This window comes from Variovorax sp. WDL1, from assembly GCF_001541225.1.
Lineage (GTDB): Bacteria > Pseudomonadota > Gammaproteobacteria > Burkholderiales > Burkholderiaceae_C > Variovorax.
Window position 1 is genome coordinate 45,335 of the sequence record NZ_LMTS01000076.1, and the last position, 12,890, is coordinate 58,224.

At 69.9% G+C, this 12,890-nt stretch carries 11 protein-coding genes and 1 pseudogene; 10 read left to right on the forward strand and 2 right to left on the reverse strand.

Annotation, left to right across the window (positions count from 1 at the left end):
* Both APY03_RS10810 and APY03_RS10815 read right to left on the reverse strand, forming a co-directional pair.
* A partial coding sequence (locus tag APY03_RS10810) for a penicillin-binding protein 1A (protein WP_443082813.1) occupies window positions 1–2,068 on the reverse strand: 2,068 nt, incomplete at its 3' end.
* On the reverse strand, window positions 2,065–2,352 hold the full coding sequence (locus APY03_RS10815) for a hypothetical protein (RefSeq protein WP_068676639.1): 288 nt from the start codon (window positions 2,350–2,352) through the stop codon (window positions 2,065–2,067). The genes APY03_RS10815 and APY03_RS10810, both read right to left, overlap by 4 nt.
* Window positions 2,353–2,556: 204 nt before the next feature.
* Here APY03_RS10815 and APY03_RS10820 point away from each other — a divergent pair, with 204 nt between their 5' ends.
* From APY03_RS10820 to APY03_RS43575, 10 genes and pseudogenes are all read left to right on the forward strand, one after another.
* A complete protein-coding gene (locus tag APY03_RS10820; RefSeq protein ID WP_068676640.1) occupies window positions 2,557–4,629 on the forward strand; it encodes a VIT and vWA domain-containing protein in 2,073 nt (690 codons plus the stop codon).
* Window positions 4,630–4,642: 13 nt separating this feature from the next.
* On the forward strand, window positions 4,643–5,575 hold the full coding sequence (gene xrtQ / locus APY03_RS10825; protein WP_068676643.1) for an exosortase Q: 933 nt from the start codon (window positions 4,643–4,645) through the stop codon (window positions 5,573–5,575).
* Window positions 5,553–6,134 (forward strand): hypothetical protein, encoded by a 582-nt coding sequence (locus tag APY03_RS10830; RefSeq protein WP_068676645.1) that lies wholly within the window; start codon window positions 5,553–5,555, stop codon window positions 6,132–6,134. The genes xrtQ and APY03_RS10830 overlap by 23 nt, the downstream gene beginning before the upstream one ends.
* Window positions 6,135–6,148: 14 nt before the next feature.
* Window positions 6,149–7,426, forward strand: a complete 1,278-nt coding sequence (locus tag APY03_RS10835; RefSeq protein WP_068676647.1) for a biosynthetic peptidoglycan transglycosylase — start codon at window positions 6,149–6,151, stop codon at window positions 7,424–7,426.
* A gap of 87 nt (window positions 7,427–7,513) precedes the next feature.
* Window positions 7,514–8,617 carry an ABC transporter ATP-binding protein gene (locus tag APY03_RS10840; protein WP_068676714.1) on the forward strand — a complete coding sequence of 368 codons (1,104 nt, stop codon included), beginning with the start codon at window positions 7,514–7,516 and terminating at the stop codon, window positions 8,615–8,617.
* Between the two features lie 44 nt (window positions 8,618–8,661).
* Window positions 8,662–9,936: an ABC transporter substrate-binding protein gene (locus APY03_RS10845; protein ID WP_068676649.1), complete on the forward strand. Its 1,275-nt coding sequence runs from the start codon at window positions 8,662–8,664 to the stop codon at window positions 9,934–9,936.
* Between the two features lie 127 nt (window positions 9,937–10,063).
* Window positions 10,064–10,978, forward strand: coding sequence for an ABC transporter permease (locus APY03_RS10850; protein ID WP_068676651.1), 915 nt, complete (start codon window positions 10,064–10,066; stop codon window positions 10,976–10,978).
* Window positions 10,978–11,874 carry an ABC transporter permease gene (locus APY03_RS10855; RefSeq protein WP_068676653.1) on the forward strand — a complete coding sequence of 299 codons (897 nt, stop codon included), beginning with the start codon at window positions 10,978–10,980 and terminating at the stop codon, window positions 11,872–11,874. The genes APY03_RS10850 and APY03_RS10855 overlap by 1 nt, the downstream gene beginning before the upstream one ends.
* 76 nt (window positions 11,875–11,950) lie before the next feature.
* The gene (locus tag APY03_RS10860; protein WP_068676655.1) at window positions 11,951–12,697 is read left to right on the forward strand and encodes an aspartate/glutamate racemase family protein; all 747 of its coding nucleotides are present in this window, start codon (window positions 11,951–11,953) and stop codon (window positions 12,695–12,697) included.
* Between the two features lie 33 nt (window positions 12,698–12,730).
* Window positions 12,731–12,890: pseudogene (locus tag APY03_RS43575) on the forward strand (pirin family protein); the annotation flags it as partial.

The window sequence follows — 12,890 nt, forward strand, 5'->3', positions numbered from 1 at the left end:
GCTGGCGCGGCGTGTCGTAGCCGATCCAGGCCACGCCCACGCGCGTGGAGGCAAAGCCCGCGAACCAGGTGTCGATCGAATCGTTGGTGGTGCCGGTCTTGCCGTGCAGGTCCTCGCGCTGGAGCGCCTGCCAGGCCTTGAAGCCGGTGCCGTGCCGCACCACGCTTTGCAGCAGCGAGCTCACGACGAAAGCGTTGCGCTCGGGGATGGCGCGCATCGTCTCGTCGCGCACCGCCGGCGGCGCCTCGACCAGCACCTGGCCCTCGTGATCGGTGATGCGCGTCACCAACGCGGGGCTCACGCGATAGCCGCCATTGGCGAAGACCGCGTACGCCGCCGCCATCTGCATCGGCGTGACCGAGCCGGCACCCAGCGCCATCGGCAGGTACGCCGGGTGCTTCGCGCGCTCGAAGCCGAAGCGGTCGATCCAGTCCTGCGCGTAGCGGGGCCCGATCGACTGCAGCACGCGGATGGTGACCATGTTCTTCGACTGCTCGAGCGCGCGGCGCAAGGTCATCGGGCCTTCGAAGCGGCCGTCGTAGTTCCGAGGCTCCCAGGGCGAGCCGCCCGTCGCCGCGGCGTCGAGGAACAACGGTGCGTCGTCGACCAGGGTGCCCGGCGTGAAGCCCTTCTCGAGTGCCGCCGAATAGATGAAGGGCTTGAAGCTCGAGCCGGGCTGGCGCCAGGCCTGGGTCACATGGTTGAACTTGTTCCTGCCGAAGTCGAAGCCGCCCACCAGGGCCCGGATCGCACCGTCGCGCGGGTCGAGCGACACGAAGGCGCCTTCGACCTCGGGCGGCTGCAGGATCTCCCACGCGCCCTTGGGCGTCCTCGCCACGCGGATCACCGCGCCGCGGCGCACGCGCAGGTTCGGCGCGCCCCGCGGCGACAGGCCGGCCTGGGCCGTGCGCAAGCCCTCGCCCGTGATCCGCACGCTCTCACCGTTGCCGCGCACGGCCACTACCTCCTTCGCATCAGCCTGCAGCACCACGACGGCCAGCACCTCGCCGCTGTCGGGATGCCCGGCCAGCGCTTCGTCGACCGCATCGTCCAGCCCGGACTGATCGGCCGGATCGGCAGGCAACTCGACGAAGCGCTCCGGCCCGCGCCAGGGCTGCCGCCGCTCGTAGTCCAGGATGCCCTTGCGCAGGGCCCGCCAGGCCGCCGCCTGCTCGCTCGCCACCAACGAGGTGAAGACCTTGAAGCCGCGCGTGTAGGTGCTGGCCCCGTATTGCGCGACCATCAGTTGCCGCACGGTCTCGGCCGCATGCTCCGCATGCAGGCGCTTCGGCTCGGAAGGGTCGCGCAGGCGCAGCGGTTCCAGCTTCGCTTCGGCCGCCTGCGCCGCGCTGATGGCGCCGGTCGCCACCATGCGGTCCAGCACATGGAGCTGACGGATGCGCGCACGGCGCGGGTTGCTCACCGGGTCGTTGGTGCCCGGCGCCTTGGGCAGGCCGGCCAGCATGGCGGCCTCCGCGAGCGTGATCTCCCGCAGCGGCTTGCCGAAGTAGCGCTCCGAGGCCGCGGCGAAGCCATAGGCGCGATGGCCGAGGAAGATCTGGTTCAGGTAGATCTCGAGAATCTGGTCCTTGCTCAGGTGCTGCTCGAGCCGGAAGGCCAGCAGCGCCTCCAGGATCTTGCGCTTCAGGGTCCGCTCGGCGCTCAGGTAGACGTTGCGCGCCACCTGCTGCGTGATGGTGGAGGCGCCCTGGTGCACGCCATGCCGCAGGTTGGCCAGCACCGCGCGCAGCAGGCCCTTGGGATCGATGCCCGGGTGCTCGTAGAAGCGGGCGTCTTCCACCGCCACCACCGCGTCCTTGAGCTGCTTGGGCATCTCGGCGATACGAACCAGCTCGCGTCGCTCTTCGCCGAACTCGCCGATCAGCACACCGTCAGCGGTGTAGACGCGCAGCGGCAGCTTGGGCCGGTAGTCGGAGAGCTCGGACACGTCGGGCAACTGCGGGGTCAGCACCGCAATGGCGACACCGGCCGCGCACAGCGCTCCAGCTGCGCTGACCGCCATCGCGGCAACGCCCCACAGCATCACGCGCTTCGTGCCGGCCTTCATGGCGTCGACATCGCATAGACGTTGAGCGGCTGCGCCAGCGAAACGTCGAAGCTCTGCATGGCCGCGCCCGCACCGGCCGGCCGGCCATCACGCCCGCCCCGCAGCCCCTCGCGCTCCTGCGGCGCCAGGCTGCCCTCGATGTGCAGCTTGTCCGGAAACACCAGGTGCGCCATCTCCTTGCTGCGCGCCTCCTGGCCCACCCCCCGGCCCTGGGCACCCCGCTGCGGCAGGACCAGCAGGCCCAGCACCTTGATGAGCACGGAATGCCGAAGCCGCGCAAGCATGGAAGTTCTCCTCATCGATGACGATGGGCCCGATGCTCGGCGCGCTACCCGAAGCGGATGTGAAGTGCGCACGGCACGGTACTTCACACGGGCTTCACACAACGCCGAGCGCTTCAACAAGGCTTCCAACTGCCTTCGCCTGCGCCTTCGACAGTGGCTGCCGTGCACCGTTGCACGACACACCGAGGGAAAAGGATCATCGCCATGGAAGCCACCACCACCCGTCCCGGCCGCTGGCTCTGGCTCGCGACCATCGGCCTCGCGAGCGCGGGCTTCGCGCTGCTCGTCGCGCGGCCGCTGCACGCACAGGAAGCACCAGGACCGCGCCTGACGACCGAGAGCCCGTACTTCTTCGTCAAGAGCGACGATCCGGCCGTCGACGCGCTGCCGCTCAAGGCCACCGAGGTCGACGTCAAGGTCGCGGGCGTGATCGCCGACGTCACCGTCACGCAGACCTACCGCAACGAGGGTACGCGCGCCATCGAGGCCCGGTACGTCTTTCCTGGCTCGACCCGGGCCGCCGTCAGCGGACTGAACGTGCGGCTGGGCGATCGCCTGATCGCCGCGCAGATCCGCGAGAAGCAGCAGGCGCGCATCGACTACGACGCCGCGAAGAAGGAAGGCAGGACGGCCGCGCTGCTGGAGCAGCACCTGCCGAACGTGTTCCAGATGAACGTCGCCAACATCCTGCCGGGCGACGAGGTGAAGGTGGAGCTGCGCTACACCGAGCTGCTCGTGCCGCAGGCGGGCAACTACCAATTCGTGTTCCCGACGGTGGTGGGGCCGCGCTACAACAGTCCGCGGTCTTCGCAGGCCGATGCAAAGTGGGTGGCGCAGCCAACGCTGCGCACCGGCGCAGCGCCGAACACGACGTTCCGGATGAAGGTCGCACTCGACACGCCGCTGGGCATCAAGGAAGTGCGCTCCACCACCCATGCCATCGATGTCGGCAAGCGCGACAACGACCAGCATGCCGACATCACGCTGGCGCGCGCCGGCGAGCCCGCCAACAACCGCGACTTCGTGCTCGACTGGCGCCTGGCCGGGGAGAAGATCGAATCGGGCCTGATGCTCTACAAGGGCCAAGGGGAGAACGCGGAGAACTTCTTCCTCGCCATGGTCGAGCCGCCCAAGTCGGTCGCCGCCAACGCGATATCGCCACGCGACTACATCTTCGTGGTCGACATCTCGGGCTCGATGCACGGCTTTCCGCTGGACACGGCCAAGGTGCTGCTGGAGCGGCTGATCGGCGGGCTGCGGCCCAGCGACACCTTCAACGTGCTGCTGTTCTCGGGCAGCAGCAGGATGCTGTCGCCGCACTCGGTGCCCGCGACCCGCGCCAACATCGAGCAGGCGCTCTCCACGATCAGGAACTACAGCGGCGGCGGCAGCACCGAGCTGATCCCGGCGCTCAAGCGCGTCTATGCCGAGCCCAAGGCCGAGGAGGTGTCGCGCACCGTGGTGGTGGTGACCGACGGCTACGTGACCGTGGAGCGCGAGGCCTTCGAACTGGTGCGCCGGAACCTGTCGAAGGCCAACGTCTTCGCCTTCGGCATCGGCAGTTCGGTCAACCGTCACCTGATGGAAGGCCTGGCGCGCGCAGGCATGGGCGAGCCCTTCATCATCACCGACCCGGTCCAGGCGCCCGCGCAGGCGGCGCGCTTCAAGCGCATGGTCGAGTCGCCCGTGCTCACCCACGTGAATGCCACCTTCGGCGGCCTCGATGTCTACGACGTGGAACCACAGGCCCTGCCCGACGTGCTGGGCGAGCGCCCGGTGATCGTGTTCGGCAAGTGGCGTGGCGAGCCCAAGGGCCGCGTCGTGATCCAGGGCCAGGGTGCGGAAGGCCCCTACCGGCAGGAACTGGTGATCGACGCGAAGACGCGCCAGGACGCCGCGGCGCTGCGCAGCCTGTGGGCACGGCACCGCATCGCGAGCCTGAGCGACCAGGAGGCGCTGGAGGGCGGCGATGCCTTCAGGCAGCGGATCATCGAGCTGGGCCTGCGCTACGGCCTGCTCACGCAGTACACCAGCTTCATCGCGGTCGACAAGGTGGTGCGCAATCCCGCGCCGCAAGCCGGCACCTCGGTGGACCAGCCGCAGCCGCTGCCCAAGGGCGTGAGCGAACTGGCCCTGGCCCAGGGACAGACGCTGGGCGCCGAAGTGCCGAGCACGCCGGAGCCCGAGACCTGGGGCGCCATCGCGGTGCTGCTGTCGATGCTGGCCATGCTGCGCCGCCGCGCGCGCCGCCACGATGCGCGCCGCTTCACCGCATGACGAGGACGCACGCATGACCCTCGATCAACTCGCCCGCACGCGCCCCCGCCTGTTCGACTGGGGCATTCGCCTCGACCGCGCGCCCGCAGCCGCCTGGCTGGCGCTGCAGGCCGCCGCGCTGGCGCCGACCTGGCTCTGGATGGCCCGCCGGCTGCTCGACGGCGCCGACGATCCGCTCGGCCTGCTGGCGCTCGGTGCGCTGGCGCTTTTCGCGTGGTCGAACCGCCGGTCGCTGCGTGCCGCGCCCCGCCTCGGCTGGCTCGCCCTTGCCGCAGTCGGCACGCTGGCGGCCACGCTGATGCGCACCGGCATCGGCGCCCTGCCGGCATTCCCGCCGCTCGCGGCAGGCCTGGTCGCCGTGCTCGCGCTGGCCGCCGGCCTGCTCGCCTTCCTGCCGCGCCTGGTCGCCAGGCTCCCCGTCCTGGGCCTCGCGGTGCTGGCCCTGCCCCTGCTCTCCTCGCTGCAGTTCTACGCCGGCTACCCGCTGCGCGTGATCACGGCAGAGGCCAGCCGCTGGGTGCTGGCGCCCGGCTTCTCGGTGCTGCGCGAGGGCAGCAGCCTGCTGGTCGACGGCCGGCTGGTGGTCGTCGATGCGCCTTGCTCCGGCGTGCAAATGGCCTGGCTCGGCTATTTCACGGCCTGCGCGGTGGCGCTCTGGGCGCGGCATGGAGACCGGCGCTTCCTCGCCCGGCTGCCGGCCGTGGGGCTGCTGGTGCTGCTCGGCAACATCCTGCGCAACAGCGTGCTCGTGGGCTTCGAAGGGGCGGGCCATGCGCTCGCGCCCTGGCAGCACGAGGCCACGGGCCTGGCCGTGCTGGCGCTGGTCTGCGGCGCCATCGCGCGGCTGATGGCGCCGGCGCCACGCGCGTCCTCCTTCACTCCCGCCGTTATTCCCGGCCTGATCACCGCCCCCGGAGCCCGCCGTGTCGATACCGCTTTATCTTGAACGCTGCTTCGGCAACCGCTTCCTCAACCGCATCGCGCACAAGGCGGCGTTCGCCCTCGCGATGGCGCTGTGCCTGCTGTGGTCCGCCGCCTCGGCCCTGCGCCCGCCGACGGCGCCGCCGCCGGTCGCGAGCTTCCACGAATGGCCGAGCCAGTGGGACGGCGCCGCGCTGCGGCCGATGGCGCTGGGCGCGGTCGAGCAGCGCTTTGCCGAGCGCTTCCCCGGCGCCATCGCCCGCCTGACCGACGGCCGGCAGACCGTGGTGCTGCGCCAGGTGAATGCGCCCACCCGCATGCTTCATCCGGCCGCCGACTGCTACCGGGCCCTCGGTTTTCGCATCGGCGAGACGCGGCTGGAACGCGATCCGCAGGACCGACTGTGGCGTTGTTTCGTCACCCAGGGCCCCGACGGACGAAAGTTGCGGGTCTGCGAGCGCATCGTCGATGCCGAGGGCACGGCTTTCACCGACACTTCAGCCTGGTACTGGGCGGCGGCCGGTGGCCGGTCCAAGGGGCCGTGGCAGGCCGTCACCCTGGCACGGCCGATCGCATTCGAGTGATTGAGAGACATTTTTTGAAGAAAGCGCTGCTCTTCCTGCTCTTCGGGTTGCTGGCCCTGGTGCTGACCGCCGCAGTCGCCATCTACCTGGTCGTGAAGCTGGCGCTGGCCCCCGGTCCTGGCGAGTGGCCGACCCGTATCAAGGCGGGGCCTTTCGCGCTCGATGTCGGCGTCCCCACGGCGATCCGGCTCGCCACCTCCTCCTGGTTCGCGCCCCGGCTGGCCGGCCGCACCTTCCAGACCGGGCACGGCCCGGTGCGGGTCGGCTGGAACGAAGCCGCCGCCACCCTCGAGCTGGACTGCGCGCCCTGCATGGCCGAGGTGCCGGCGCTCGGCAACACGCCCCTGCGCCTGGACAACCTGCGCTTCACCGCGCGCCGCGATGCCGGCTCCCTCAATGGCGTGCTCGAAGCCACGCCGGCCGCGACCACCGTGTCCAGCGTGGCGGGCGACAACGTGCTGCGCGCGCGGTGGGACGGCAAGCTCACACAGAAGTCCCTGCAGATCCACATCGATGCGCCCGAGGCGCCGATCGCCCGCTGGTACAGCGTACTGGCGCCCGCCATCCCCGAGCTGCAGCGGGCCAAGATCAGCGGCACGCTGGCGCTGCGCGCCCAGCTCGACCTGCCGGTGAACCATCTCGCGCTGCATCCGCGCATCGAGCAGTTCAGCGTCGAGGGCCTGGGCACCGAGGCCCTGCTCGACGCGCGCACCAGCTGCGGCCCGCCGAGCCGGCTGGCCCCCGACAGCTGGCTCGCGCGCGCGGTGATCGCGGCCGAGGACCAGCGCTTCTTCAGCCACCCCGGCTACGACCTGACCGAGCTCACGGCCGCCCTGGACGTCAACCAGAAAGCCGGCCAGGTCGAGCGCGGCGGCAGCACCCTGAGCCAGCAGCTGGCGCGACTGGTCGTGACCGGCAGCGAGCGCAGCGCCGAGCGCAAGCTGCGCGAGCTGCTCTACGCGGTGGAGATGGAGCAGACGCTGGGCAAGCCCCGCATCCTGCAGCTCTACCTCGACAACGCGCCCTGGGGTCCGGGCGGCCTGTGCGGCGCCGAGGCGGCGGCGCGGCGCTACTTCAAGCGCAGCGCCCGCAACCTGGAGCCGGCCCAGGCCGTCTGGCTTGCCTCGATGCTGAACAACCCAGGCGCCGCACTCGACAAATGGCAGCGCGACGGGCGCATCGACGGAGAGCGCGCCAAATGGGTGGCCGAGGGACTGCGCGGCCTCACCCGCGGCCAGCGCGAGTCGCTGCAGAGGAACATCGCCGCCGCACGCTTCGCACCGCCGCCCTGAAGCGGGCGCCGCCCGCACCAAGTCGGCGCGCGCAGCCCCGCCCCGAGCCGGGGGGCTGCTGGCATCCATCTTGCGATGCCGGTATCGATGGATGCTGTCACCGCCCTCCCGCCCGCGGCCGTCGAGATCGTGGCTCTCAGCAAGCGCTACGCGGGCAGCGCGCCGCCTGCCGTCGACCAGATCGACCTGCGCATCGCCAGCGGCAGCTACTGCTGCCTGCTCGGCCCCTCGGGCTGCGGCAAGAGCACCACGCTGCGCATGGTGGCAGGCCACGAGTCGGTGACCAGCGGAGACATCCTGCTGGACAACCGCAACATCACCCACCTGCCGGCCGCGGCCCGCGGCACGGCCATGATGTTCCAGAGCTTCGCCCTCTTTCCGCATCTCTCCGCGCTCGACAACGTGGCCTTCAGCCTCAAGATGAAGGGCGTCTCGAAGGTCGAGCGCCAGCGCCGCGCCGGGCAGCTGCTGGAGCGCGTCGCCATGGGGCACCTGGCGCAGCGCAAGCCGGGGGAGCTCTCGGGCGGGCAGCAGCAGCGCGTGGCACTGGCGCGCGCGCTGATCACCGAGCCGCGCGTGCTGCTGCTCGACGAGCCCCTGTCCGCGCTCGACCCTTTTCTCCGCATCCAGATGCGCGCCGAGCTGCGGCGCTGGCAGAAGGAGCTGGGCCTGACCTTCATCCACGTCACGCATTCGCAGGAAGAGGCGATGGCGCTGGCCGACACCATGGTGGTGATGAACCACGGGCTGATCGAGCAGGTGGGCACGCCGCACGCGGTCTACAACCACCCGGCCAGCGAGTTCGTCGCGCGCTTCATGGGCGGGCACAACGTTCTGGACACGCCCGGCGGGCTGATCGCGGTGCGCAACGACCACATGCACATCGCGCCGGAGGGCGGCGACGCCGGCCTCGCGGCCCGCGTCACCGACGTGGAATACCAGGGCACCTATGTGCTGATCGGCCTGCAGCTCGCCGACACGGCGCCCGAGCGCAGCGGCGTCTCGGTGCTGCTGCCGGAGAAGACCTTCGCCGCGCATCCCTACACGGCCGGCGACGGGGTGCGCCTCTCGTGGTCACCGTCCGATGCGCGCGCGCTGGGCCCCGGTGCCGTCCGCCCCCAGGGCGAACCGCCTGCCGGGCCGGTATCGCGGCCCGCGCCCTTGTCCGCGCTCGCGGCAATGGCGGCCTGACTCCCATTCATCCAGTTCATCACCGCGCCATCAGGAGCCAAACCATGTCCGAACCCATCGACTCGACCACCGGCAAAGGCGTGCAGCGCCGCACCCTGCTTCAGGGCACGGCGGGCATCCTCGCTGCCGGCGTGTTCCCCGCCATCCACGCGCAGGAGAAGATCGTGCTGCGCTACCTCGGCACCGCGGTCAACCAGGACAAGGCGATCGCCGAGAAGTTCAAGGCCGACACCGGCATCGAGATCCAGTACGTGGCCGTCACCACCGACGACGTCACCAAGCGCGCCGTGACCGCGCCCAACAGCTTCGACCTGATCGACACCGAGTACTTCTCGCTGAAGAAGATCGTCCCCACCGGCAACCTCAAGGGCATCGACACCAGGAAGATCAGGAACGCCGACAAGATCACCTCGCTCTTCACCAAGGGCGAGGTGGGCGGCAAGAAGGTCGGCGACCAGGGCACGGCGCCGAAGAAGGTGATCTTCCTCGAGGGCGAGAAGAGCAAGGTGTTCGCCAAGTCGCCGACCCAGTTCATGTCGCTGATCCCGACGGTCTATAACGCCGATACGCTGGGCATCCGGCCGGACCTGATCAAGCGCCCGATCGACACCTGGGCGGAGCTGCTCAACCCGGAGTTCAAGGGCAAGACCGCGATCCTCAACATCCCCTCCATCGGCATCATGGATGCGGCGATGGTGGTGGAGGCCAAGGGCATCCACAAGTACGCCGACAAGGGCAACATGACCAAGGCCGAGATCGACCTCACGATCAAGACCCTTATCGAGGCCAAGAAGGCCGGCCAGTTCCGCGCGCTGTGGAAGGACTTCAACGAGTCGGTCAACCTGATGGCCTCGGGTGAGGTCGTGATCCAGTCGATGTGGTCGCCCGCGGTGACGGCCGTGCGCACCAAGGGCATCGCCTGCAACTTCCAGCCGCTCAAGGAGGGCTACCGCGCCTGGGCCGCGGGCTTCGGCCTGCCGGCCACGCTCTCGGGCAGGAAGCTCGACGGGGCCTACGAGTTCATCAACTGGTTCCTGGACGGCTGGGCCGGCGCCTACCTGAATCGGCAGGGCTACTACAGCGCGGTGCTGGAGACCGCGAAGGCGAAGATGGAGCCGTACGAGTGGGCCTACTGGATGGAGGGCAAGGCCGCGACGCAGGACATCAAGAGTCCCAATGGCGAGCTGCTGGCCAAGACCGGTGCGGTGCGCGACGGCGGCAGCTACGAGCAGCGCATGGGCGGCATCGCCTGCTGGAATGCCGTGATGGACGAGAACGAGTACATGGTGCGCAAGTGGAACGAGTTTGTGGCTGCCTGACCTTGGCTCGCCCCCAGGTCGCTGCGCACTTCGTGTCGCGACTCCCACCCCCGACCGGGGGCAACACCAGCGGCCCGGCAAAGCCGGATCCGCGGTGTTCCCCGAAAAAGCCGCCTCTCGTCAGAACATGAGTTCTCCCACCAGCGCGCACAGCGCCACCATGCCCGTGCACGCCATCAAGCCCTGGTGGCAGGCCGCGCCCTTCGCGGCGGTCTTCCTGCTCTTCTTCCTGACGCCGCTGGCGCTGATCGCGATGGTCAGCTTGTGGAACTTCAACGAGTACGAGCTGATCCCGGCGCTCACCCTGCGCAACTACGCCAGCGTCTTCGAAGGCTGCTCGCACCTCACCGACAACGGCGACTTCTGCGTCACGCTCTCCACCTACCTGAGCACGCTCAAGTTCTGCCTGCTGGTCTGGGCGATCACGCTGGCCGTCGGCTTCGCGGTCGCCTACTTCCTCGCCTTCCACGTGCGCTCGCCGGGCATGCAGACCCTGCTGTTCGTGCTATGCACAGTGCCCTTCTGGACCTCGAACGTGATCCGCATGATCTCGTGGGTCCCCCTGCTCGGGCGCAACGGGCTCGTCAACCAGGGCCTGGTGGGGGTGGGCCTTGTCGATGCGCCGGTCGAATGGCTGCTGTTCTCGGACTTCTCCGTGGTGCTGGCCTTCGTGCACCTCTATACGATGTTCATGATCGTGCCGATCTTCAATTCGATGATGCGCATCGACCGCTCGCTGCTCGAAGCCGCCAGCGACGCCGGTGCCTCGGGCTGGCAGACGCTTTGGAACGTGGTCGTGCCGCTCTCGCGCACCGGCATCCTCATCGGCTCGATCTTCGTCATCACCATCGTGATGGGCGACTTCGTCACCATCGGCGTGATGGGCGGCCAGCAGATCGCCTCGGTCGGCAAGATCATCCAGGTCCAGACCTCCTACCTCCAGTTCCCGCTGGCGGCGGCCAACGCCATGATCCTGCTGGCGGTGGTGCTGATGATCATCTGGGGCTTGACGCGGCTGGTGGACATCCGCAAGGAACTCTGATGCGCAGCGCCCCGCTCGGCGAACAGCGCCCCCCGGGCTTCTGGCCGCTGGCGATCGTGTTCGCGCTCTTCGTGCTCTTCCTCTACGGGCCGATGATCACCATCTTCGTGCTGAGCTTCCAGGGGTCCGAAGGCGGCCTGACCTTTCCGCTGCGCGGCGTCTCGCTGCACTGGTTCCACAAGCTCGCCGAAGGCCTGGGCACGGTGGACATCGGCGCGGCCTTCCGGCGTTCGCTGATGCTGGGCACGGTGGTCATGCTCTTCACCGTCGCGCTCTCGGTGCTCGCGGGCCTGGCTTTCCGCAAGAAGCTCCGGGGCGGCAACGCGCTCTTCTTCGTCACGGTGGCGAGCCTGATCATGCCCTCCATCATCGTGTCGCTGGGGATCGGGCTGCAGTTCCGCCTGCTCGACAGCGGCATCAAGGGCGCGCTCGCGGCACTCGAGGCCGACGGCGCGCTCGAGAACTGCGGCACCGCGCTGGGCCTGCTCAGCTCCGCGCTGGGAGCGCACCTCACCTGGACGCTGCCCTTCGGCCTCCTGATCATGTTCGCGGTCTTCAACCGCTTCAACCCCGCCTATGAAGAGGCCGCGCGTGACCTCGGCGCGACGCCCTGGCAGAGCTTCCGGCATGTGGTGCTGCCGCTGATCGGGCCGTCGATCGTCGGCATCGGGATGTTCGGCTTCACGCTCAGCTGGGACGAGATCGCACGCACCTCGCAGGCGATCGGCGACGTCAACACCCTGCCGCTGGAACTGCAGGGCCTGACCTCGACCGTTACCACACCCGCCATCTATGCACTGGGGACGGTGACTACAGTCGTCTCCTTCGCGGTGATGGCAATCGCGCTCGGCACCGCGGCCTGGCTGCGCCGGCGCGCCACGCGCCAGCGACCCTGATGCCGATGACCATGAGCCGCACGGCCGCCGGAAGGCGGATGGCACCGCAGCCGAAGGCGAAGGCGAAGGAACTCCAGTGGGCCGCCTGCTGATCATCAATCCCAATACCTCGGCGACGGTGAGCGCGCTGCTGCAGCGCCATGTTCAAGGCGAGGTCAGCCCGGCCCTGAAGGTGCACACCGTCACCGCGCGCTTCGGCGCGCCCTACATCGCCAGCGAGGCCAGCTACGCGGTGGCGCAGCACGCCGTGCTCGACGCCTGGGCTGCGGCGGTGGAGCGCGGCGAACGGCCCGACGCGGTGCTGATCGGCTGTTTCGGCGATCCGGGACTGTTCGCCCTGCGCGAGAACTGCGGCGTGCCGGTGGGCGGCCTCGCGCAGGCCGCCTTCTCGGCTGCGGCCGGGTACGGGCGCTTCGCGGTGGTGACGGGCGGCGAGCGGTGGCGGCCAATGCTCGAACGCCTCGCCCTGGGACTCGGCCATGCGGCGTCGCTGGCCGGCATCCACACGGTGGCGCAGAGCGGCGCCGAGCTGGCCGCCGACCCGGCGGGCGCCCACGCGCTGCTGACCGCCGCCTGCCTGGAGGCGGCGGCCCGCTTCGGGGCCGAGGCGGTGATCCTGGGCGGCGCCGGACTGGCCGGCCTGGCTGCGGCCATCGCGCCCCGGCTCCCGGTGCCGCTGATCGACAGCGTGAGCGCGGGCGCGCGATGGGCCATCGAGGCCGGGCGCACCGCCTCCGGTCCATCCTGCGCAGGCATCGACGTGGCGTGGCAGGGCGTGTCCTGGGAGCTCGAGGCGCTCGCGGGCCGGCATCCACACCCCTGACGCGGTCGTCGACTCCATGCCACCATGCCGCGGATGAGCACTGCCCACTCCCCACACCATGTCGTACCCGTCTCGCTCGCCCGCCCGCGCGGCATCGACCAGATCGTCGCCGGCGTCTCCACCAGCGACGGTGACGGCGTCAAGCTCACGCGCGTGCTGCACCAGCCGCTGCAGCAGCGGCTCGACCCGTACC